General features: G+C 64.5%; 21 protein-coding genes. 8 read left to right on the top strand and 13 right to left on the bottom strand.

Features of this window, described 5'->3' with window-relative positions; genetic code table 11:
* Positions 1 to 9: 9 nt before the first annotated feature.
* Complete coding sequence (locus ACM43_RS19670) at positions 10 to 1,185, bottom strand: two-component system sensor histidine kinase NtrB (protein ID WP_128261689.1); 1,176 nt, start codon at positions 1,183 to 1,185, stop codon at positions 10 to 12.
* Positions 1,182 to 2,183 (bottom strand): tRNA dihydrouridine synthase DusB, encoded by a 1,002-nt coding sequence (gene dusB / locus ACM43_RS19665; protein ID WP_271542190.1) that lies wholly within the window; start codon positions 2,181 to 2,183, stop codon positions 1,182 to 1,184. Before dusB ends, ACM43_RS19670 begins: the two co-directional genes overlap by 4 nt.
* Positions 2,184 to 2,457: 274 nt before the next feature.
* Between dusB and ACM43_RS19660 the strand changes: the two genes are divergently transcribed.
* Complete coding sequence (locus ACM43_RS19660; RefSeq protein ID WP_271542189.1) at positions 2,458 to 3,639, top strand: bifunctional 2-C-methyl-D-erythritol 4-phosphate cytidylyltransferase/2-C-methyl-D-erythritol 2,4-cyclodiphosphate synthase; 1,182 nt, start codon at positions 2,458 to 2,460, stop codon at positions 3,637 to 3,639.
* A gap of 3 nt (positions 3,640 to 3,642) precedes the next feature.
* A complete protein-coding gene (locus tag ACM43_RS19655; protein WP_271542188.1) occupies positions 3,643 to 4,251 on the top strand; it encodes a CinA family protein in 609 nt (202 codons plus the stop codon).
* A 6-nt stretch (positions 4,252 to 4,257) separates the two neighbouring features.
* On the opposite strand, the gene ACM43_RS19650 is transcribed toward ACM43_RS19655, so the two are convergent.
* The 3 genes from ACM43_RS19650 to lipA form a co-directional block, all read right to left on the bottom strand.
* On the bottom strand, positions 4,258 to 5,040 hold the full coding sequence (locus ACM43_RS19650) for a mechanosensitive ion channel family protein (RefSeq protein ID WP_157284381.1): 783 nt from the start codon (positions 5,038 to 5,040) through the stop codon (positions 4,258 to 4,260).
* A 288-nt stretch (positions 5,041 to 5,328) separates the two neighbouring features.
* The gene (locus ACM43_RS19645) at positions 5,329 to 5,799 is read right to left on the bottom strand and encodes a type II toxin-antitoxin system RatA family toxin (protein WP_157284379.1); all 471 of its coding nucleotides are present in this window, start codon (positions 5,797 to 5,799) and stop codon (positions 5,329 to 5,331) included.
* Positions 5,800 to 5,805: 6 nt separating this feature from the next.
* On the bottom strand, positions 5,806 to 6,762 hold the full coding sequence (lipA, locus tag ACM43_RS19640; RefSeq protein WP_157284378.1) for a lipoyl synthase: 957 nt from the start codon (positions 6,760 to 6,762) through the stop codon (positions 5,806 to 5,808).
* A gap of 130 nt (positions 6,763 to 6,892) precedes the next feature.
* Between lipA and ACM43_RS19635 the strand changes: the two genes are divergently transcribed.
* Positions 6,893 to 7,495: a DNA-3-methyladenine glycosylase gene (locus tag ACM43_RS19635; protein WP_271542187.1), complete on the top strand. Its 603-nt coding sequence runs from the start codon at positions 6,893 to 6,895 to the stop codon at positions 7,493 to 7,495.
* 92 nt (positions 7,496 to 7,587) lie between these two features.
* Here ACM43_RS19635 and ACM43_RS19630 read toward each other — a convergent pair whose 3' ends face one another.
* From ACM43_RS19630 to ACM43_RS19610, 5 genes are all read right to left on the bottom strand, one after another.
* Complete coding sequence (locus ACM43_RS19630) at positions 7,588 to 10,464, bottom strand: valine--tRNA ligase (RefSeq protein ID WP_271542186.1); 2,877 nt, start codon at positions 10,462 to 10,464, stop codon at positions 7,588 to 7,590.
* 151 nt (positions 10,465 to 10,615) lie between these two features.
* Positions 10,616 to 11,380: a PopZ family protein gene (locus ACM43_RS19625; protein WP_271542185.1), complete on the bottom strand. Its 765-nt coding sequence runs from the start codon at positions 11,378 to 11,380 to the stop codon at positions 10,616 to 10,618.
* Positions 11,381 to 11,683: 303 nt separating this feature from the next.
* Positions 11,684 to 13,069, bottom strand: a complete 1,386-nt coding sequence (locus ACM43_RS19620) for a TolC family outer membrane protein (protein WP_157284370.1) — start codon at positions 13,067 to 13,069, stop codon at positions 11,684 to 11,686.
* Between the two features lie 204 nt (positions 13,070 to 13,273).
* Positions 13,274 to 13,936 carry a protein-L-isoaspartate O-methyltransferase family protein gene (locus tag ACM43_RS19615; protein ID WP_271542184.1) on the bottom strand — a complete coding sequence of 221 codons (663 nt, stop codon included), beginning with the start codon at positions 13,934 to 13,936 and terminating at the stop codon, positions 13,274 to 13,276.
* Positions 13,937 to 14,073: 137 nt separating this feature from the next.
* The gene (locus tag ACM43_RS19610) at positions 14,074 to 14,253 is read right to left on the bottom strand and encodes a hypothetical protein (protein ID WP_128261698.1); all 180 of its coding nucleotides are present in this window, start codon (positions 14,251 to 14,253) and stop codon (positions 14,074 to 14,076) included.
* A gap of 383 nt (positions 14,254 to 14,636) precedes the next feature.
* Here ACM43_RS19610 and ACM43_RS19605 point away from each other — a divergent pair, with 383 nt between their 5' ends.
* Genes ACM43_RS19605 through ACM43_RS19595 form a run of 3 tightly spaced genes read left to right on the top strand, consistent with a single transcriptional unit; the run spans position 14,637 to position 16,410 of the window.
* The gene (locus tag ACM43_RS19605) at positions 14,637 to 15,284 is read left to right on the top strand and encodes a CoA transferase subunit A (protein WP_035999395.1); all 648 of its coding nucleotides are present in this window, start codon (positions 14,637 to 14,639) and stop codon (positions 15,282 to 15,284) included.
* 4 nt (positions 15,285 to 15,288) lie between these two features.
* Positions 15,289 to 15,939, top strand: coding sequence for a 3-oxoacid CoA-transferase subunit B (locus tag ACM43_RS19600; protein WP_036039471.1), 651 nt, complete (start codon positions 15,289 to 15,291; stop codon positions 15,937 to 15,939).
* Positions 15,940 to 15,951: 12 nt separating this feature from the next.
* Positions 15,952 to 16,410, top strand: a complete 459-nt coding sequence (locus tag ACM43_RS19595; RefSeq protein ID WP_271542183.1) for a MaoC family dehydratase — start codon at positions 15,952 to 15,954, stop codon at positions 16,408 to 16,410.
* Positions 16,411 to 16,607: 197 nt separating this feature from the next.
* On the opposite strand, the gene ACM43_RS19590 is transcribed toward ACM43_RS19595, so the two are convergent.
* Both ACM43_RS19590 and ACM43_RS19585 read right to left on the bottom strand, forming a co-directional pair.
* Positions 16,608 to 17,492: an alpha/beta fold hydrolase gene (locus ACM43_RS19590; RefSeq protein WP_271542182.1), complete on the bottom strand. Its 885-nt coding sequence runs from the start codon at positions 17,490 to 17,492 to the stop codon at positions 16,608 to 16,610.
* A gap of 9 nt (positions 17,493 to 17,501) precedes the next feature.
* Positions 17,502 to 20,009: an alpha/beta hydrolase gene (locus ACM43_RS19585; RefSeq protein ID WP_271542181.1), complete on the bottom strand. Its 2,508-nt coding sequence runs from the start codon at positions 20,007 to 20,009 to the stop codon at positions 17,502 to 17,504.
* A gap of 132 nt (positions 20,010 to 20,141) precedes the next feature.
* Here ACM43_RS19585 and ACM43_RS19580 point away from each other — a divergent pair, with 132 nt between their 5' ends.
* Together ACM43_RS19580 and ACM43_RS19575 are read left to right on the top strand one after the other, a co-directional pair.
* Complete coding sequence (locus ACM43_RS19580) at positions 20,142 to 21,068, top strand: alpha/beta fold hydrolase (protein ID WP_271542180.1); 927 nt, start codon at positions 20,142 to 20,144, stop codon at positions 21,066 to 21,068.
* Positions 21,065 to 21,664 carry a hypothetical protein gene (locus ACM43_RS19575; protein WP_157284357.1) on the top strand — a complete coding sequence of 200 codons (600 nt, stop codon included), beginning with the start codon at positions 21,065 to 21,067 and terminating at the stop codon, positions 21,662 to 21,664. Before ACM43_RS19580 ends, ACM43_RS19575 begins: the two co-directional genes overlap by 4 nt.
* 19 nt (positions 21,665 to 21,683) lie before the next feature.
* Here ACM43_RS19575 and fabI read toward each other — a convergent pair whose 3' ends face one another.
* Entirely contained in the window at positions 21,684 to 22,472 is a 789-nt protein-coding gene (gene fabI, locus ACM43_RS19570; protein ID WP_025035483.1) for an enoyl-ACP reductase FabI, read from the bottom strand.
* Between the last annotated feature and the right edge of the window lie 4 nt (positions 22,473 to 22,476).

The following is a 22,476-nucleotide window of genomic DNA, read 5'->3' as shown; positions in this document are numbered from 1 at the left end:
TGTTGATCCTCATTTTGCCCCCTGTGACGCAGGCGACGACTTCCCGGCAGAGCCGTCGCGACTGCTTTGATCGGCGTGTTTGACCGATGTGGAATACATCGGCATCAGCACGCGGAAGGTGGTCTTGCGCGGCTGAGATTCGCATTCGATGATGCCCCCGTGATCGCCGACGATCTTGGCGACCAGCGCAAGGCCGAGACCCGAGCCGGTCTGCTTGGTGGTCACGAAGGGGTCGAACAGGTTGGGCAGAAGATCGTCGGGCACGCCGGGTCCGTTGTCCTTCACGCAGAATTCGAGCGGAAGGGATACCCGGGATTTTTGACCGGGGACTGACAGGCGCACGCCGGGGCGGAACGCGGTTGTGAGCTGGATCTCGGCGTCGGGCACGTCGATCAGCGCTTCGGCAGCGTTCTTCACGAGATTGAGGAACACCTGGATCAGCTGGTCCTGGTTCGCCAGGACCGGCGGCAGCGAGGGGTCGTAGTCCTCGATGAAACGGATGTTGCGGGCAAAGCCCGACTGCGCCAGCCGCTTCACGTGGTCGAGCACCGAATGGATGTTGACGGGACCGCGCACCACGGGGCGCTCGTCGCCGAACACCTCCATGCGGTCGACCAGCGTCACGATGCGATCGGCCTCGTCGCAGATCAGCCGCGTCAGCATGCGGTCCTCGGACGAGGCCTGCTGCTCGAGCAGCTGCGCTGCGCCGCGAATGCCCGAAAGCGGATTCTTGATTTCATGAGCGAGCATTGCTGCTAGCGCTATCACCGAGCGCGCGGCGCTGCGATGGGTGAGCTGCCGATCCATCTTGTCCGCGATGGTGCGCTCCTGCAGCATCACGACGATATGGCCGGGCCGCTCGGTGAGTGGAGCCACGTGCAGGTCGACCTGGCGGTCGCCGCCCATGCGTGGCGTGCCGAGATCGACCTTGTATTCGTTGACCGGCGCGTTCGAGGAACGCACCTGGTCGATCAGCGCCAACAGAGGGCTTCCAAACGGCACCAGCTCCTTCAGCGACTGCCGCTTCAGGAATTGCGTCGAGATCTCGAAGAAGGCTTCGGTGGCGATGTTGGCGGCGACGATCTTGCCGTCGGGCCCGATCATGAGCACGGGGTTGGGCAAGGCATCCAGGATTGCGTCGCTGTCGGACTGAAGCGGCCGACGATGTTCAGCGGCTGAACTCATGCAGCAGCGCTCCATGCGAAGTCGTCGAAGGCGTCTTGCAGTGAAACGTGAACGAGGCGCGGATCCTCCGAGACCAGGATCTTCTGCCGCCAGGATTTCAGCTTCTCGGCCGGCGCACGGCTCGCCTGCGCTGCGACGTCGAGCGCCCAACCCAGATGCTTGCGGGCGTGCCTCAGCCCGATGCGCAGGCCATAGAGCGCACAAACGCCGTCATAGAGTGTGCGGACATAATGCAGCTGCGTCTGGAGCGAGGGTACGGCTTCCTCGGCTCCGCCCTGCAGGCGGCGGCCGATCTGGCCCGGCAGCCAGGGCTGGCCCTGCGCGCCGCGGCCGATCATCACGGCGTCGGCGCCCGAGGCGTCCAATGCCGCCAGCGCCTTCTCGTAGGAGGTGATGTCGCCGTTGACGACGAGCGGAATCGAGATGGCCTCGCGCACGGCGCGGATCGCATCCCAATCGGCCTCCCCCTTGTAGAACTGGCAGCGGGTGCGGCCGTGCACGGTGACGAGCTTGACCCCGGCGGCCTCCGCGCGCCGCGCCAGCTCGGGCGCGTTGCGGCTGCGGTCGTCCCAGCCGAGGCGCATCTTCAGCGTCACCGGCACCTTCACCGCCGCGATCGTCGCTTCGATCAGGCTGACGGCATGGTCGAGGTCGCGCATCAAGGCCGAGCCGGACTGGCCGCCGGTGACGTGGCGGGCGGGACAGCCCATGTTGATGTCGATGATATCGGCGCCTTCCGCTTCGGCGATCCGGGCGCCTTCGGCCATCCAATGCGTCTCGCAGCCGGCGAGTTGGACCACATGCGGGCCGATGCCGGTGGCTTCGCAGCGCAACCGGGACATCCGGTGTCCATTGACGAGCTCATCGCTCGCGGTCATTTCGGACACGACGAGACCAGCCCCAAGCTCGGCGGCCAGCCGGCGGACGGGCGAGTCAGTCACACCCGACATCGGCGCCAGGAAGACCGGGGTGGCGACTTCAATATCGCCTATTTTCAACGGCTTAGAGCCTGATACTGCCGAGCCGGTCACAGGGGTCCCGTTGACTGGGCAGGGCCTCATCGCGCCTGCCATGATCTATCTTGCGCACAATTCTTGTGCAGTCAAGCGTCATGCCTACAGTTTAGACAGTTCTGTAGATCTTTCAAGTGCAGTGCAGCAAAATGCTGTTTCCCACAATCCGGGGAAACCCCCTTTTTTTGCGGGCCTGCCGTGCTAGAGGCATGCCGGCAAATCACCCCTGCTCTTATTGGCAACTGAGTATTTGAGTCCTATGGCGAAATCACAGCGCACCGCGGTCGTCCTCGTCGCAGCCGGGCGTGGACTGCGTGCCGGCGCCGGTGGGCCGAAGCAATATCGCGAGATCGGTGGCGTGCCCGTGATCCGCCGCGCCATGGAAGCCTTCAGCCGTCACGCTGAGGTGTTCGCGGTGCAGCCGGTGGTGAACCCCGACGACAGCGCCATGTTCACCGCAGCGGTCGCAGGGCTCAGGCACGAGCCACCGACCAATGGCGGCGCGACGCGGCAGGCTTCGGTGCTCGCCGGCCTCGAAGCGCTGGCCAAGCACAATCCGGACATCGTGCTGATCCACGACGCCGCGCGCCCCTTCGTCTCGGAAGGCGTGATCTCGCGCGCGATCGAGGCGGCGAGCCGCGCCGGCGCTGCGATCCCCACCGTCGCCGTCACCGACACCATCAAGGTCACCGGCGAAAGCGGCAACGTCGAGGCCACGCCGGACCGCGCTTCCTTGCGGATCGCACAGACGCCGCAATCCTTTCGTTTCGACGTCATCCTCGAGGCGCATCGTCGCGCGGCAAGGGATGGACGCTCGGATTTCACCGACGATGCCGCGATTGCCGAATGGGCGGGATTGACGGTTGCAACCTTTGAAGGCGATGTTGCCAACATGAAGCTCACAACTCCCGAGGATTTCGTGCGCGAGGAAGCGCGCCTGGCCGCCCAGCTCGGCGACATCAGGACCGGCACCGGCTACGACGTGCACGCCTTCGGCGAAGGCGACCATGTCATGATCTGCGGCGTGCGCGTGCCGCACACCAAAGGTTTCCTGGCTCATTCCGACGGCGATGTCGGCCTGCATGCGCTGGTCGACGCCATTCTCGGCGCTCTCGCCGACGGCGACATCGGCTCGCACTTCCCGCCGAGCGATGCAAAGTGGAAGGGCGCCTCCTCCGACCAGTTCCTGAAATATGCCATCGAGCGCGTCGCAGCGCGCGGCGGCCGCGTCGCCAACCTCGAGGTGACGCTGATCTGCGAGCGGCCGAAGATCGGCCCGTTGCGCGACACCATGCGCGCGCGCATCGCCGAGATCTCCGGCGTCGACATCTCGCGCATCGCAGTGAAGGCGACCACCAGCGAGCGGCTCGGCTTCACCGGCCGCGAGGAAGGCATCGCGGCGACCGCGAGCGCCACCATCCGCCTTCCCTGGGGCGTCTAGGCCATGGGCGGCAGCGACGCACGCGCCCTCTCCCGCTCGCTGCTCGATCTGTGCCGGATGCGCAAGCTGACGATCGCGACCGCTGAATCCTGCACCGGCGGCCTGGTTGCGGGCGCACTGACCGACATTCCCGGCTCGTCCGACGTCATTGACCGCGGCTTCGTCACCTATTCCAACGAGGCCAAGCGCGCGATGCTTGGCGTCGAGGCGAGCACGCTGGCCAATTTCGGTGCCGTGAGCAAGGAGACCGCCACCGCAATGGCAATCGGTGCGCTTGAGCGCGCCGATGTCGATCTCGCCGTCGCCATTACCGGCATCGCCGGCCCGGGCGGCGCCACGCCCGGCAAGCCGGTCGGTCTCGTGCACTTCGCCGCCGCCGCGCGCGACGGCCGCATCATCCACCGCGAGCACCGCTTCGGCGCCATCGGCCGCAGCGCGGTGCGCGCCCGTTCTGTTGTCGAGGCTTTGCGCATGCTGATGGATCTGGCCCGCGGCCCGCAAGTCGCGGCCAAGCCGCAGCGTGCCGCCGCAAGCCGCCTGCGCCCGCGTGTGACCCGCTCGCCGCGCCGGCATGTGGTGAAACGCAGGCCGCCGCGTCCGCCGCGGGGATAAATCGTCTCAGGCGGCCGTGGCAAGCAGCGCGCTCGCATGATCGAGCACGCACTGCTTGACCGCGCCAGCTTCAGACGGTTTCGCCTTGGCGCTAACCGTCAATTCCAGGATCGGCGCGGCGGGATTGGCGACATCGAGGACCTTGCTGACGGAGACGGCGGGTTGCGCCTGATCGTCGATGCGGGAATCCTTGCGAAGCTCCTTCAGGATGCGATCGGCCAGCGCCGGAGCGGCGCCGGCGGGTACCGGAAACGTCACCTTGATCTCGCCCGTGCCAGGATAGGCGCTGTGGTTGATGATGGCCGCGCCCCAGACCTGTCCATTCGGCAACAGGATCTGCGTGTTGTCGGGCGCGACCAGCTCGGTCATGAATAGCGACAGCGACCTCACCTTGCCCGCCTTGCCGGCGACCTCGACATCGTCGCCGATGTGAAATGGCCGGAACAAGAGCAGCATCACGCCGGCGGCGAGATTGGACAGCGTGCCCTGCAAGGCAAGACCAATGGCGAGCGAGGTCGCACCCAGCACGGCAACGAGACTCGCCGTCTGGATGCCGAACAGCTGCAGCACGGCGATGCCGACGACCGCGAGCACGCCATAACGCGCAAGGCTGCCCACGAACAGCGTCACCAGCGGGTCGACGCGATGCGTGACGCTGAGGACGCGCGTGACGAAGCGTTGCATCGCGCCGGACAGATACCAGCCGACCGCGAGCAGCAGGACCGCGTAGATCGCGTTCAGGCCATACAGGACAAGCGAAGCTTGCAGCGTGTCGAAATTGATGGTCATGGCGGCTCCAACCCGGACAGTCGGTTGAGAACGCGCCGCGATGCGAAATGATCCCCGCGACGGCGGAGGCGGAACGCAGTCGCCTAGCCCGGGTGAGCGAAGCGACACCCCAGGATCACCGTCAGTGGATTGAGAAAGATCTCGTGCCCCGGACGCAGCGCAGCGCTCCTTCAGCGGTGCGCTGCAGAGCCGGGGCCCATCTATCGAGTGAGGAGTCTGTCGCTGTGGGTCCCGGCTCTGCGCAGCAACGCTAAGGGCGTTGCAGCGCGTCCGGGACATGAGAGTTACCTACGTCGAGGCCAGCTTCGGCCGCCCGTAGATCGCGTCCGCCCGTTTCTCGAACGCGGCGGAGAACCGCGCGAAGGCGGCGTCGAACATCGAGCCCATCAGCATCGCCAGCATGCGGCTCTTGAATTCGTAAGACAGGAAGAAACCGACGTCGCAGACGCCCTCGCCTTTAGGCTCGAACGTCCAGCGGTTTTCCAGATTGCTGAACGGACCTTGCAGATATTCGACCAGGATCTTCAGATTGGCGCGGTCGAGCGTCACCCGGCTGGTGAAGGTTTCCTTGATCAGCTTGAACGACACCGTCATGTCGGCAACCAGCACCTCGGTGCCGTCGGGCTTGGCCATCCGCTGCCGCACCTTCAGCGCGCTGCACAGCGGCACGAATTCCGGGTAGCGCTCGACGTCGGCGACCAGATCGAACATCTCGGATGCGCTGTGATTGACACGGCGCTTGCTCGAAAAACGGGGCATATCGGTTCAACGGGCAATCGCGGCCCGCGCGGCCTGCAGTCTCGCAAAGTCCTCGCCGGCATGATGCGAGGAACGGGTGAGCGGGCTCGCCGACACCATCAGAAAGCCCTTGGTGTAGGCGACCTTCTCGTAGGAACCGAACTCGTCCGGCGGCACGTAGCGCATCACCGCGTGATGCTTGCGGGTCGGCTGCAGGTATTGCCCGATGGTCAGGAAGTCGACGTCGGCCGAGCGCAGATCGTCCATCACCTGGAGCACCTCGTGGCGCTCCTCGCCGAGGCCGACCATGATGCCGGACTTGGTGAAGATGGTGGGGTCGAGTTCCTTAACCCGCTGCAGCAGCCGGATCGAATGGAAGTAGCGCGCGCCGGGCCGCACCGTGAGATAGCGCGACGGCACCGTCTCCAGATTGTGGTTGAACACGTCGGGCTTGGCCGCGACGACGATTTCCAGCGCCCCCTCCTTGCGCAGGAAGTCGGGCGTCAGGATCTCGATCGTGGTCGAGGGGCACGCGGCCCTGATGGCGCGGATGGTCTCTGCGAAATGCTCGGCGCCGCCGTCAGTGAGGTCGTCGCGATCGACCGAGGTGATGACGACGTGGGCGAGGCCCAGCTTCGCCACGGCCTCGGCGACGTTCTGCGGCTCGGCCGCATCCAGTGCATTCGGCAGGCCGGTCTTGACGTTGCAGAAGGCGCAGGCCCGGGTGCAGGTGTCACCCATGATCATGAAGGTCGCGTGCTTCTTGTCCCAGCACTCGCCGATGTTCGGGCAGCCCGCCTCCTCGCACACCGTGTGCAGGCCGTTGGCGCGCACGATGTTGCGGGTGTCGGCATAGCCGCGGGTGTTCGGCGCGCGCACGCGGATCCAGTCCGGCTTCGGCGGCGAGGCGGAATCGGGCCGGTTCACCTTTTCGGGGTGGCGCGGGCGCAGCGGGTTCGAGATGGTATCGACAATAACGACCATGGGGTGTCCGGTCTGTTCAGGTCCTACCTAGTCGGTCTGGCCTGGCATCGCAACCCGGCTCGCCCCGCTTCAGGGAACATGGCAGATATGGGCAATATCCTGCTCTGATCTCAGATGATTCTCTCCTCGAATGGCTCCAATCTCGAAACCTTCCACACCACGGCTCGGCAAGCAGCTGAAGCGGACCTTTTTCGGCCGCAGCGTCCATGAGGTCGCGCCCGACCTGATCGGCGCCACCATGCTCGTCGACGGCGTCGGCGGGATCATCGTCGAGGTCGAGGCCTATCACCATACCGACCCGGCGGCGCACTCCTACAATGGCCAGACGCCGCGGAACCAGGTCATGTTTGGCCCGCCTGGCTTTGCCTATGTCTACCGCTCCTACGGCATCCACTGGTGCGTGAACTTCGTCTGCGAGGAGGAAGGCTCGGCCAGCGCCGTGCTGATCCGTGCTCTGGAGCCGACGCATGGCCTGGCTGCGATGCGCCGACGCCGGCATCTGCAGGACGTGCATGCGCTGTGCTCGGGCCCGGGCAAGCTGACCGAGGCGCTCGGCATCACCATCGCGCACAACGCCCTGCCGCTGGATCGGCCTCCCATCGCGCTGCATGCGCGAACCGAGGATGTCGAGGTCGCAACCGGCATCCGCATCGGCATCACCAAGGCGGTCGAGCTGCCTTGGCGCTACGGCGTCAGGGGCTCGAAGTTTTTGAGCAAGCCGTTTCCGAAATAGGCCTAAAGCGCGATGAATCATCATCGCGCTTTAGGTTATTGTTTGAGCATGATCTTTCCGGAAAACTGCTGCACACTTTTCCGGATCATGCCCTAAGACGCCTGCTTCAGCCGCTCCATCGCCTCGAGCAGCTTCGCCTTGCGCGCCAGCGCCGCCTCGCGCTTTTCGCGCTCCTCCTCGACGACTTCCTCGGCCGCGTTGGCGACGAACTTCTCGTTCGCCAGCTTCGACTCGGCGCGCTTGATGTCGGCCTCGGCCTTGCCGATCTCCTTGTCGAGACGCGTGCGCTCGGCGGCGACGTCGATCACGCCCTTGAGCGGCAGCGCGGCGACCTCGCCGCGCACAAGCAACTGGACAGCGCCGTCAGGCGCTCGGTCGGCGAAGGAGATGTCCGACAGCCGCGCCATACGCTTGATGACATCGGCCCAGCGCGGCGCGCGCTCCTTGGTTTCGGCCGAAGCGCCTGCGAGCACCAGCGCCGTCAGCGTTGCCGGCGCGATGTTCATCTCGGCGCGCACCGAGCGGATCTGCGTGACGAGGTCGATGACCCAGCCGATCTCGGCCTCGGCAGCCGGATCGGTGAAGTCGGCATGATCGAAGATCGGCAGCACCCAGGCCGGCGAGACCAGCGCATCGGTCGGTCCCGTGGTCGCCGCAAGCATCGCGAGCTGCTCCGGCGTCGGCTCGACCGGCTTCAGCGGCCACGGCGCCAATGCGAGCAGGCCGTCGCGTTTTGCCGTCACCTCCCACAGCTCTTCGGTGATGAAGGGCATGAAGGGGTGCAACAGCTTCAGGATCTCGTCGCGCGCCCAGGCGACCATGGCACGGGTCTCGTCCTTGGCAGGGCTGTCCGGACCGAGCAGCACGGGCTTGGCGAGCTCGACATACCAGTCGCAATAGACGTTCCAGACGAAGCGATAGATGCTGCCGGCGGCATCGTTGAACCGATAGGCCTCGATCGCCTCGGTCACCTCGCGCGTGGTGTGCGCGGTCTCATGCGCAATCCAGCGGTTCAGCGTCTCCTTTGCCTTCGCAGGCTCGAAACCATCAGGCACGGCGCAGTGGTTCATCTCCGCGAACCGGCATGCGTTCCAGAGCTTGGTCGCGAAATTGCGGTAGCCTTCGACACGGCTGGTGGCGAGCTTGATGTCGCGGCCCTGCGCTGCCATCGCCGCCAGGGTGAAGCGCAGCGCGTCCGCGCCGTATTCGTCGATCAGGTGGAGGGGATCGATGACGTTGCCCTTCGACTTCGACATCTTGGCGCCCTTCTCGTCGCGGACGAGGGCGTGGATGTAGATGGTCGAGAACGGCACCTCCTTCATGAAGTGCAGGCCCATCATCATCATGCGGGCGACCCAGAAGAAGATGATGTCGAAGCCGGTCACCAGCGCATTGGTCGGGTAGTAGCGCTGCACCTCGGGCGTCTCGTCGGGCCAGCCGAGCGTCGAGAACGGCCACAGCGCCGAGGAGAACCAGGTGTCGAGCACGTCCTCGTCGCGCGTGATGAATCCTTCGCGCTTGTTGCGGTCGAGCGCCATCTCGCGGCCCTGCTCGGGCGTGATGACCTCCTGCTCGACGTAATAGCCGAGCGCGTGGCTGATGGCCTCCTCCTCGGTCTCGGCGACGAACACCTTGCCGTCAGGGCCGTACCAGGCCGGGATCTGATGGCCCCACCAGAGCTGACGTGAGATGCACCACGGCTGGATGTTCTCCATCCACTCGTAATAGGTCTTTTCCCAGTTCTTCGGAACGAACGTCGTTTCGCCCGAACGCACCGCCGCGATCGCAGGTCTCGCCAGCGTCTTGGCGTCGACGTACCACTGATCGGTCAGGTAGGGCTCGATCACGCTGCCAGAGCGATCGCCGTGCGGCACCATGTGGGTGTGCGGCTCGATCCGCTCGACGAAGCCGAACGATTCCAGCCGCTCGACGATGCGCTTGCGCGCAGCGAAGCGGTCGACCTTGTGGAATTCCTCGGCGAATTGCGCAGCGCCTTCGGGCAGGTCGCGCAGATAATCCTCGTTGTCGAGGAGATCGAGACAGCCTTCCCTGTCGAGCACGCTGATCCGGCGCAGCCCGTGGCGATTGCCGACCTCGAAATCGTTGAAGTCGTGCGCCGGCGTCACCTTCACAGCGCCCGATCCCTTCTCGGGATCGGAATACTCGTCGGCGACGATTTTGATCTTGCGGCCGACCAGCGGCAGGACGACATTCTTGCCGATCAGCTTCTGGTAGCGATCGTCCTCCGGATGGACGGCCACGCCGGTATCGCCGAGCATGGTCTCGGGGCGCGTGGTGGCGACCACGATGAAGCTCGAGGGATCCTCGGGGCTGAACGTCTTGCCCTCGATCGGATAGCGCAGATACCAGAGGTGGCCCTTCACTTCCGTCTGCTGCACTTCGAGATCGGAGATCGCGGTCAGCAGCTTGGTGTCCCAGTTCACCAGCCGCTTGTCCTTGTAGATCAGTCCCTCGCGGTGCAGCTCGACGAACACCTTGACGACGGCCTTCGACAGGCCCTCGTCCATGGTGAAGCGCTCACGCGACCAGTCGCAGGACGCACCGAGGCGCTTGAGCTGGTTGATGATGGTGTCGCCGCTCTCGGCCTTCCACTGCCAGACCCGCTCCAGAAACTTCTCGCGGCCCATCTCGCGGCGACCGGGCTGCTGGCGCTCCATCAGCTGCCGCTCGACCACCATCTGGGTGGCGATGCCGGCATGATCGGTGCCGGGCTGCCACAGCACGTCGCGGCCGCGCATGCGCTCGAACCGGCAAAGGATGTCCTGCAGCGTGTTGTTGAGGGCGTGGCCCATGTGCAGCGAGCCCGTCACGTTCGGCGGCGGGATCACGATGGTGAAGGGCACGGCATCACGGCGGTCGGGCCGGCCAGCCTTGAACGCAAGGCTGTCCTCCCACACCACGGACATGCGGGTTTCGATATCGGCGGGTTGGTAATTTTTCTCGATCATGGGGCTGCTAGAAAGCCGCGCGAGGGGGCCAAGTCAACGAAAAGTCAACGAAAAGCTCAGGGAAAGCGCGGCGGCGACAGCGCTTTCCGACCCGGTCCGGGCTCGAATATGACACCCGAAGCCAGGCTTTATGAGGGCCTTTCGGCCGTCCTCAGCGGCCGCCGCGCGAGACCCGCTCGATTTCGGCCTTCACGATGCGTTCAACGAGGCCGGGCAGATTGTCGTCGAGCCAGGACTTCAGCATCGGCCGCAGCATCTCCTTGACCAAGTCCTCCAGCGTCCGGGCGTTGCTGCTGAGCACAGTATGGGCCAGGGAGTTGAAGGCGGATTCGACCGCGGAGACCGTCGATTGCGCGAGGATCGGCTGCTGCGGGGGCAGCGGCGGCGCGTCGAAATCCACCGGCGCGTAGGACGGCGGCGGGGCGGGCCGCGGCGGCTCAGCGAATTCGAGATCGTCGCGGGGTTCAACCTTGCGGAAGCTCGGCGGCGGCGGAGGCGGCGTCGGGTCCATCGCCATGTCGTCGGTCAGTTCGAGCACGTCGGGCTCGGGCTCGGGCTCTGGCTCGGGCGCGCGGACTTCAGGCGTAGGTGTGGCCGCATCAAGACCCGCAAGCAACGCGTCGATATCGTCCTGGCTGTTGGATGCGTCCGCCGCGGGCGCCGGCGCAGGTGCCGGCGCCGGCTTTGCAGCCGGCGGCGGTGCCGGCTTCTCGGCGGCGGGTTTGGGCGGAGCGACCTTGGATGGCGGAATGTCGTTCATCGCCTGCGGCTTCGGCGGCGCAGCGGGCGCAGCAGCCTTCTCGGGCTTGGCGGCCTCGGCCGGCGGAGGCTTTGCCTCGTCGTCGGCAATGATGCGCCGGATCGAGGCCAGAATCTCCTCCATCGAGGGTTCTGTGACCTTTGCAGGCTGCGTCATCTCCGACTCCACATCATCAACGCCCTCGCATGCGTTGTTTTACACCAAGCACGGCAGGATTGGCCGGTTCCGCAACGATGGGTCCGCCATTTTCGTCGCCGCAGCCCGACTTGTCCCCAGATCACGGCTCGACGCGCAGCGGTGCGCCCCTGCCCCGGCGCCGAAGCGTTACGCACGTGACATCAATGCGGGGCGAATCGACCCGCATCATCTTGGCAAGGCTATGTCAGGGATTTTGATGATTGCAAGCAAAGCACCGGTCGACCTCGGCTATTGCCGAGATCGACCGGATGATTACGGGAATCAGCGGCCGTCAGGCGTGCGCACACCCGCCCAGCTGTCCCGCACCTGATGATAGTGAACGCTGGGGTCGTAGGTCGTAGTCGCAAGGCCGAGGACTTGCGGCGACAGACGCCCGACCGCCGCGAGGACGTTATAAGATGCAACTACACGATCGTGCTGCGCGGTCACCAGCGCGACGCGCGCGTTCACCAGCGCCTGCTGCGCATTGAGCACGTCCAGCGTGGTGCGCTGGCCGGCCTTGGCCTCCTCGCGTACGCCGTTGAGGGCGATCTCGGATGCCGTCACCTGCGCCTGAGCCGACTGCACCTGCGCCTTGGTGGCCTGCAGCGAGCCCCACCATTGCACAACGGTCGCACGGGTCTGGTCGCGAGTCGTTTCGAGGTTGAGGCGCTGCTGCGCCAGGTTCTCCTTGGACTGGCGGATCAGCGCGTATTCGCCACCGCCCTGATAGATCGGCACCGAGATCTGTGCGATCGCGGACGCGTTGAAGGCCCTGTACTGTATCAGCGACTGCTCGTATGCCTGCGTGGCTGTGGCCTGCAACGTGACTGACGGGAGCAGAGCGCCCTCGGCGACCTTCACTTGCAGAAAGTTGACGTCGATGCCGAACATCGCGGCCGTCACGTTGGGGTGCTGGACCAGGCCTAGCTCGATGGCCGAAGCGAGTGTCGAAGGCAGGAACCGATCGACAGGTGAGCCAGGCGCAAGATTCGTCGGCTCGTTGCCGATGATGCGACGGAAGTTTGCGCGGGTCGTCGTCAGATTCGCTTCAGCGGTGAGCGCCTGGGTCCTTCCGGCCGCCAGTTGCGCTTCCGATTGAGCGACGTCGGTGCGGGTCACTTCGCCGACATTGAAACGGTCACGGGTCTGCTTGAGCGTCTGCTCGAGCACGCGCACGTTGCTGCGTTGGACTTCAAGCGTCGCCGCGTCGCGGAGATAATCCATGTAGGTCGTGGCCGCCTGAAGCAGCACGCTTTGATCGAGGCTGCGCAGCGCTTCCCGAGCACCGGACACCTGACTCTCCGCGGCGCGAGTCCGGTTGGCGGTCTGGTTGCCGTTGTACAGCGTCTGGGAAGCAGTCAATCCCACGCTTCGAGGAATGCCCGTGCCGTTAACGGGCTCGCTAGTAGAGGCACTCTTGAAGTCCGAGTACTGATAACCGCCGCTTGCGGTCAGCGAGACCCGCGGACGATAGCCAGACAAGGCCTGCGGCACGTTCTCGTCGGTCGAGCGCACCTGGGCACGCTGCGCGTTGAGCTGCGGATTGTTCTGATAGGCGCGCACCAGCGCGCCCTCGATCGTATCCGCCAAGGCAGGCGTCGTCCCGGCAAGCGCCAGCAGCAGGACCGAAACCGCAGCTCCGGTGAAGAGCTTCACCCCATGCATCCGTGAAATTCCGTTCGTTCTAGCGCCCGGCTCGTGCCCGCGAGCCGGGGTACCGTACCAATGGAGTCGTTGCCCCGCCGCAACATAGGACGCGGTCAAGCGCGACGGAACTACCCGAGGGTGGTTCTCAGTGGAAACTCTTCACGTGCAGCATCCCGGCCACACTTCTGATTCAGAACGGGATTTGGGGCGGCTTTGGGGCCGTCAGAAGACAAAGGCAGCCGCCCGTTCCAGGCCGGGAAGCACCGGGGCGGCGGCGTCGAACAGGGTCCGATGACCGAATTCGCCGTGGGTACGGGTCACGATCATCGCGCGCGGCGGCCTCGATTCGGCCGACACCCCCACCAGGCGCCCACCCTCCTTCAGCTGCCCGAGCAGAGCTTCCGGCATCACCTCGGCCGCGCCGTTGAGGAGAATCACATCATAGGGGGCGGTAGCAGGATCCCCCTCGGTGCAGGCCGCCGCCTTGCAGGCGACATTGGCGAGACCCTGGGCGGTGAAAGCGTCGCTGGCCTTGGCGGCCAACGCCGAATCGCACTCGGTCGCCGTGACCTGCCGCGCGAGCTTGGCAGCCAGTGCGGCGAGATAGCCGGTGGCGCAGCCGACGACCAGCACGTTGTCATCCGCGCCGATCTCGGCGGCCTGGAGCAACTTGCCCGTCAGCGCCGGCTTGATCAGGAACCGCTTGGCGGCGCCTTCGCTGACGTCGAGGTCGAGATCGAGGTAAGCTAGCCCCTGCCGGCCGGCCGGCACGAAGGCCTCGCGGGGCACCGTGAGCATGGCATCGAGAACACGACGGTCGGTGACGTCATTGGTGCGCACCTGGCCATCGACCATTTTTTGGCGCGCGGTCGAAAAACCGGACATTTGCGGACCCTGCAATGCGGACGATGCCGCGGAGAAAAATCGCGGCATCTTTTGGAGCATGCTCGGTCAAAACGCAACATAGCGGTTGGCGATGCGCGCTTCGCGCTCCGCACCCCTGATGGAGGGCCGGGCCGGCCCTATTCGATGGCGACTGCCAGGCGGCCAATGAGGCCGGCGACCTCGTCCAGCCGCGCCGAATCCGGCGCCTCGACTGCGCGCGCGAGACAAGCGAGGCATTCATCGTCGCTGAGCTCGGGGATGCCGGCCGGCAGAATCGAGGGGGCCATATCCGAACGGTCGACCTTGATGTCTGGCATGGGGAATCAGCTCCGCAAATGTCTGGCGGATGCACGCTCGACGTGAATTGAGTCGATTTGGCGCCGTCCCAATGGCGGGACGACGCCGACACACTCATCTCTCTGTGAGCGATTCCGCGCCGGACTACCGATGCAATGTTCAAAAATCAGGGAAAGCAGATAGCGCGCCGCATGAGGATGCGAGCACAAACCATTGAGTTTTGGGCACGATTTTGCCCCCCCTGGGCTGGGTCGCGTTTCATTACGGAAACGTCGGTTTCTCGCTGACGGCGCGCAATGATCCAGAGGCCTTTGACCCATATCAAGGGAGCCCGTCGCCCGCCCGCCAACATCCGCACATCACCGCCCTTCAGCCCATCGTCGGCCGACCGGGAGTTTCGATCATGAAGGCTGTTTCCGTCGAAGAAGCCGTCGCAATGATCCCGGCAGGCGCGAGCGTCATGGTTGGCGGATTCATGGGAGTTGGAACGCCGGAGCGGCTGCTCGACGAAGTCGTGCGTCAGAGGAAGACGGGTCTGACCTTGATCTCGAATGACGCGGCCACGCCCGGCAAGGGCGTCGGCAAGCTCTTCGATCAAGCGCTGGTGTCGAAGCTGACGGCGACGCATATCGGCCTCAATCCGAAGGCGCAGCAGCAGATGCTGGCGAACCAGATCGCGGTCGATCTCGTGCCGCAAGGCACCTTCGTCGAACGCATCCGCGCCGGCGGATGCGGTCTCGGCGGGGTGCTGACGCCGACCGGGGTCGGAACGCTGGTGGCCGAAGGCAAGCGCCAGATCGAAGTCGATGGCAAGCCGTTCCTGCTGGAGACGGCGCTGCGGGCGCAATTCGCATTGGTGCACGCCTTCCTCGCCGACTACCTCGGCAACCTCGCCTACGCCCTCACCTCGCGCAATTTCAACCCGGTCATGGCGATGGCGGCCGACACCGTCATCGTGACGGCGGAGCATATCGTCCCCGTCGGCGTGATCGCGCCCGACCACGTCGTCACCCCCGCGCCGCTCGTCGACTATCTCATCACCAACGGGTGACATCATGGATCCCCAGATCATCATCGCCCGGCGTGTCGCCAAGGAGCTGAGGAGCGGCAACCTCGTCAATCTCGGCATCGGCATTCCGACCCTGGTCGCCAATTACGTGCCGTCGGACCTGAAGGTGTTCTTCCAGTCCGAGAACGGGTTGATCGGCACCGGGCCGATTCCCGAGCAGGGGATGGCGCATCCGACGCTCACCGATGCCGGCGGGCGCCCGATCAGCGCGCTGCCGGGCGCCTCCACCTTCGACAGCGCGATGTCATTCGGCCTGATCCGCGGCGGCCACGTCGATGTCACCGTGCTCGGTGGTCTCCAGGTCGATGCGCATGGCCATCTCGCGAACTGGATGATCCCGGGCAAGATGGTCCCGGGCATGGGCGGCGCAATGGACCTCGTCACGGGCGCCAAGCGTGTGATCGTCGCCATGCAGCACGCGGCCAAGGGCAAGTCGAAGATCGTGGTGAAATGCTCGCTGCCGCTGACCTCGGCACGCCCTGTCAACCTTGTCGTGACCGACATGGCCGTGATCGGTTTTCCCGACGGCAAGGCGACGTTGCTGGAAACAGCACCCGGCATGAGCGTCGGCGAGGTCATGGCCCTGACGGAGGCCGAGCTCGCCATTCCCGACAATGTTCCGGAAATGAAGCTCTGAACAGGTCAACCCATGCGAATATTCAGCGACTTCAACGAGATCAAATCCGCAATCGGCACCGAGATCGGCGCCAGCAACTGGATCGAGATCACGCAGGACCGCATCAACCAGTTCGCCGAGGCGACCTGCGACGAGCAGTGGATCCATGTCGACCAGGAGCGCGCCAAGCAGGAGATGCCGGGCGGCAAGACTATCGCCCATGGCCTGCTCTCGCTTGCCCTTGCCCCGCTGTTCATCCGCTCGGTCATCGGCCTGAAGGGGCTGCGCAACACGCTCAATTACGGTGCGGACCGGATCCGATATCTTGCGCCGGTACCGGCGGGCTCGAAGCTGCGCGGCCGGGTCACGATCGCGGAAGCGGAGGACGTGCCGCCGGACGGGCTGCGCGTCAACTACCACCTCGTGATCGAGATCGAGGGAGGCAAGAAGCCGGCCTGCGTGGCCGAATTGATCGCGCTTCACTATCGCTGAATCAAAGAGTCGAAGAACAACCCCATGCACAGTAGCCATGGGGCTGATCTGATTGATGTTTCCTGTTCGCCCGGAACCGGTTGCCCCGTCGGGCAAAACACTGGCAATATGTCACCATCGATCATGGGTCCCGGACTGCTCAGCGCGTCAATTCGACGATGTGGTGGCCGCCGTCGACGTCGAGGCCCCGCCGGGGATCAGCTTGGCGCCATGGATGGTGACGCGGCACGTCCTCCGAACCAGGCGCCGAAATAGCCAGCATAAAGTGCCGGCGATTCGAGGTTCATCGAATGCCCTACGCCTGGCACGATGACCAGCCGGCAATCCGGCATCGCTACGACCATGGCCCGGAGATCGGCCGGCGCGATCCAACCGTCCCGCTCGCCCCACAACACGAGGTGCGGATGCCAGATCCCGGACATGCGGCGCTCCAGCTCACGGCTCTCCCTCTCCCGCGTCAGGTTCACCGGCGTGCCGATCCAGATCCCCTCCGATACGCCGAAGGTCTGCTCGACGATCCGGTCGAACAGCGTCTGGATCTCTCCCAGCCCCTCGCGAAAGCGCGGGACCATGTTCGGCCCCATGCTCTCCGGGACGAACAGCGAAGAAGCGGCCGTAGCCATCACGGACCGCGTCAGCTCCTTGCTCGACATCATGGCCCTGAATAATCCGATCTGATCGGCATCGAAGGCCATGCCGAGCGGCGTTACCGGATCGAGCGCGAACACACGGCCGAAGCGCTGCGGCTGCTCGAGCAGCATTCTGGCGGCGATGATGCCGCCAGTGGAATGTGTCGCGAGATGGCAATAGCCGATCTCGAGCGTATCGAGCGCCGCCAGCATGTCCTCGGCGTGCTGCCGCATGGAGTAGTTGGAATAGTCGGCCGACGGCTTCGGCCGGTCGCTGTCGCCGCAGCCGCGCCAATCGATTGCAACCACACGGAGCCCGATCGGAAACAATGGCGCGGCGAGCTCGATCCAGTCCTTGCTGGCGAGGTTTCCGTGGATGAAGACGACGGTGACGTCGCCTCCTCCCCACTCCCGCCAGCCGAGTCGGAGTTCGCCCGCCTGCACCCTTGGCATCGCCGGGCCCTACTTGTTGAGGCCAGCCGTCGGCGCCGCTCCGGGCGGTGTCGGCGCCACTGGCAAGGCAGAGACGACGGCGCCCTTGATCATGCGATCGGTTCCGAGCGGCGATGATGTGTCCACCTCCCCGTTGGTCACGAAATCCACGACATCGGCAGCGTATTCCACTGGATTGTCGGTGTGGATGAAGTGTCCGGTCTCCGGATAGATCTTGAGCATCGGCCGGTTGCCGGCATTGGTCATGCGCGTCATGAACGGCGTGATGACGTCGCGGCCGAGGTCCGTCAGGCCGTTGAACGCAGGCGTCGGAATGAACGGCTCCTTGTCGCCGAACGCCAGGAAGATCGGCGCTTTGATCTGGGTGACCCGCTCATAGAGGTTCTTCGGGTCATCCTGCTGGAGCTCAGCACCGATCGTGTAGATGTCGAAGATGAAGACGTTGCACCACTGATCGAGCTCCTTCGGGTTGCCCTTGGTAAGCCCGGCGCGCTGCTCGGTATGGAAACGGGCATATTCGCTGTCGTTGAAGAAGTATCCGCTCTTCGCAGCCGATACCACGCCGGTGTCCGGATCACGTTTCTTGAAGTAGAAGAAGTCGCGGACGTTCTGCTCGCTCCGCGCCTTTTCCGCAACGAGAATACCGGTCTGGTCCCAGACCTGCTTCCACTTGTCGAAGTCTCGGCCGAGGCCGTCGGCGAAGAGAGGCGCCTTCTTGTCCTTGGCAATAGTGATCTCGCGCGGATATTCCTCGAGGCCGGACGGCGCCTCCAAGGCGAGGCCCTGCACCGCATCAGGCCAGGTCAGGGCGTAGCCCACGACGAACTGGCCGCCGAGCGAGTGGCCGAGATAATACGCCTTCTTGACTCCGAGCTGGTTGACCACGAGGTCGTAGATCACCTCGCGCATGTCCTGCATGGTGCGAGCGGGGTTCTTGTCGAGATTCCCGGGTCCCGACATGCCGTAATGCGGTAGGTCCGGCACGATCACGCGCAGGCCGCTGCGCAGCGCATACTGCATGATGTTGCCGTAATGGCCGCCGAACGCGCCCTTGCCGTGGATGATGACGAGCACCTTCGGATCCTTGTCGGTGCCGGCATACTCGTCCATGTAGCCGATTTCCCAGGAGTTGCCGCTCTTGTCCTTGGCGCTGCCGAATTTGACCGGATAGGGATAGGTCACGTGGGCCTTCCAGAACGACTTCTTGGGATCGATCGTCTGGGCGACGTCGGGCACGCGATAGTTCTTGTCGACAAATTTCTGGGCGCGATCGAGGGCCGCCACATCATCCATGAAGGTGACGAACTTCGGATCGTTCTTGCGCTGATTGATGATCGGGAACACGCCGTAATGCGCGACCGGGCTCTCCTGTGCGATGAGATCAGCGCCGGGCACGCGATCAACGGCCTTCTGCGCCAGCTTGAAGTTGAGCCAGAGATCGTTGGTGATGTGCATCACCAGCGTGCGAGCCTGAATGCGACCGAGATAGGGATTGACGTTATGGGTCTCGCCGACCCGATTGCGCCAGACGAGGTCGACGGCGTCGTAGAGCTTGGCGCGATTGGTGACGTTGAGGCCGGCCTTCTCGTTCGGCGGATCCCAATAGAAAATCTCGGGCTGTACCGCCGCCCAGTTCTGGGTCGTGCGGAAGGAAAAGTCATAACCCGTCATGCCGAGGATCGACCAGCCGAAGGCCACGCCCGGCACCGGATGCTTTTCCTTCGGGAGCTTGTAATAATCGCCCTCGGTCGCCTGCCAGACCGGATCGCCCTGGATCGCGGCCGTCATCATCTGGAAGGTCCAGTTGCCGACAGGGTCGTCGCCATCCGATTGCGTGGTGCCGCCAATCGGCATCAGGGCGCTGACATATTCCGGATGCATCACGCCCCAGACGTAGGTCTGCGTGCCCCCCATGGAGACGCCGGTCACCAGTGCGACGCGCGCGACCTTCAGCTCGTCACGCAGCAGGCGATAGTTCGCCTGCACCATGTCGTAGTAGCTGTATTGCGGAAACTTGATGCCCAGGCCGTCGGACGGCTTGCTCGCGCCCCAAGTGCCGAGCGGATCGACCATGATGACATAGTAACGATCCGTGTCGATCGGCCGGCCCGGACCAATGATGGGTACGCCACCCGACAACGCCGCACCCTTCACCCACTGTTCGTACATGTCGGTGGAATCGCCGGAATAATAGGAGTTGATCACGATGGCATTGGTGATCTCGCCGGCCGCATTGCGCCTTGCGTTGCCGACAGCAATGTATGCCGTGCGCAGCTTGCCGGCCCCGAGCGATTCCAGCGTGACGCCGCCCTCGCCGCCGTTCTCCCATTTGGAGGGATCGGACAGGTCGTACTTGCCGCCCAGGCGGAAGTTGGCGATCTCGTAGGTCTTCTTCAGCCCATCATGCTGCACTTGCGACGAGCGGCGCGTGAACGGCTGTGCGGTTGCGATCGCCGTTCCGAGCAGCAGCACGATCAGGCTCAACAGGCAACGCTTCAACGCATCTCGTCCGGCCATGATGCGATCCTCCCTGGAAGATTTTCCTGAAACGCTAGGCAGGGCGGCCGCGGAAGGTTTGATCTAGCTCAATGGAATCCGCTCGGAGGAATCGAGGATCGCGGGCATCAAAACACCGGCAGTACCCTCGCGATGCCTTTCCTAAGCCACGGCTCATATCGGATCCGCTATGAGCTCGACGGTCCGGCGGGCGCACCGGCCTATGTTCTCGTGAACGGGCTGACGCAATATTCCGAGCTGTGGAGCGCCTATCGCGAGGCCCTATCGGCGCGAGGCTTTCGCGTTGCGACCTTCGATCTGCTCGGCCAGGGCGCCTCCGACAAGCCGAGACTCTTCATCAGCCAGGACGACCAGGTCGCTGCTTTGCGCCTCCTGATCGACGAACTCGGGGACGGTCCAGTCTTTCTGAGCGGGATCAGCTTTGGCGGCCTGATCGCGCTGCGATATGCGATCGAGCACGGCAAGCGATTGGCCGGGCTCGTGCCGATGAGCTGCTTTGCGGACCTGTCGCCGCAACTCTTGCTGCTTGGCAATGCGCTGCGGACCGGGCTGATCCTCGGCGGCACAAGTTACCTCCAGGACCTGCTGTTACCCATGAACCTTTCCGACCAATGGCTGAAGCCACTGCTGGACAAGCTCGATAGCGTGAAGCGGCAAGGTTGGCTGGTCAACGACGTCTACGCGCTGCAGAACCTGATGGAATCCTTTCTCGACTTCCGGCCGCTCACGCCGCACCTGTCCAAGATCGCCGTTCCAACCATGATTCTCAACGGCGAGTTCGACTTTCTCACGCCGCGGGGTCTCCACGAAACATTGCGCGCTGAGATTCAGAATAGCTCATTGGTGATCATCCCCAGGGCCTATCACGCCTTCACGCTGGAGAAAGGGACACTGACCGCCGATCTGCTGGCGCGCTTTGCCGAAGACGTGCTGGCCGGCCGCTGGCAGGGCAATCAAGCGGTCTGGGTGGCGCCGGACCAGCCCGGCGGCGAGCTCACGCCGTTTCCTGCCGGCTACGATCATCTGCGTGCCATCCCGGTCAAGCGAGCGCTGCCATGACCGGCTTCCTCGGTCCCGTCGCGCCGGACGGTCGCATTCCACCGTACCAGCAGACGAAGGTCGCAGCATTCCTGATTTCGGCGCACGGCGCCCTGGCTCGGCAATTCGCTTTCATGCTGCCCGCGAGGCTCGACGCGGCATGGCAGACCGAATTGAATGCTCAATTTTATCGCGAGACCGAGATCGTCTCGCTGCTGCTGCGCGCCACGTCCTGGGTGTTGGATCCTTCCCTGGGTTACATGCTTGCCTCCTGGGAGTCCGCCTGGCTGCCTGCACCGGTCGAAGGGATCGCAGACCCTCGCCTTGCCCAAATGATTCACCTCGCAGCGCTTGCCCACGCCGTGCATGCCGGCATACGGCCGGCTGCGCTCCTACCGCTCGAGGTCAATGCGCAGGATCCTTTTGTTATGGCGCTGCACCGGATCGAATTCGAGAGCGGCCGGCTGTTGCAGGCGCAGATTCTGTTTCTGAAGAGCACAGACCTTGCGCCGCATCGCGACGCGGTCAGTGCGGCGCTCGCGCAGCGTCACGCCGGAGTCCGCAAGCTCTGGCGCGAATTACTCGAGAGCATCGGCATCGGCGCACCGCCGGCATGACCACGCGCGCTTGCGCCGGTCAATCGATGATGTGATAGCCGCCGTCGATGTAGAGCACGCCACCGGTGATCAGCTTGGCGCCGTCGAGCGCCAGGAACGCGGTGGCATTGCCGACATCGTCGATGCTGACGAGGCTGCGCGAGGGCGCCTTGGATTGTGCCTTGTCCATCAGCTCGTCGAACTCCGGAATGCCCGAGGCCGCGCGGGTCGCGAGCGGCCCTGGCGAGATCGCGTGCACGCGGATGCCCTTCGGACCGAGCTCGGCAGCGGCATAGCGGACCGCGGCTTCGAGCGCCGCCTTGGCGACGCCCATGATGTTGTAGTTCTCCACCACCATCTGGCTGCCGTAATAAGTCATGGTGAACATCGTGCCGCCGTTCTTCATCAGGGGTTCGGCAAGATGCGCCATCCGCAGGAACGACCAGCAGGAGACGTCCATGGTCTTCAGAAAGCCGTCGCGGCCGACGTCGACGACGCGGCCGTGCAATGCTTCCTTCGGCGAAAAGGCGATGGAATGAAGCAGGAAATCGAGCTGCCCCCACTCCGACTTGATCCGCTCGAACACCGCTTCAGTCTGGCCTTCGACCATGACGTCGAGCGGCAGGAAGATCGGCGCTTCCAGGGCCTGCGCCAACGGCTCGACGTGCTTCTTGGCGCGGTCGTTCAGATAGGTGACGGCGAGATCGGCGCCGAGCGCGCGAAACGCCCTGGCGCAGCCCCAGGCGATCGACTGGTCGTTGGCGATGCCGACGACGAGGCCCTTCTTCCCCTTTAGTGCGACCTTGCTGTCCGGAAATACTGGAATCATGACA

It is taken from the genome of Bradyrhizobium sp. CCBAU 45321, from assembly GCF_028128975.1.
Lineage (GTDB): Bacteria > Pseudomonadota > Alphaproteobacteria > Rhizobiales > Xanthobacteraceae > Bradyrhizobium > Bradyrhizobium yuanmingense.
This window is presented reverse-complemented; position numbering and strand designations above follow the sequence as displayed.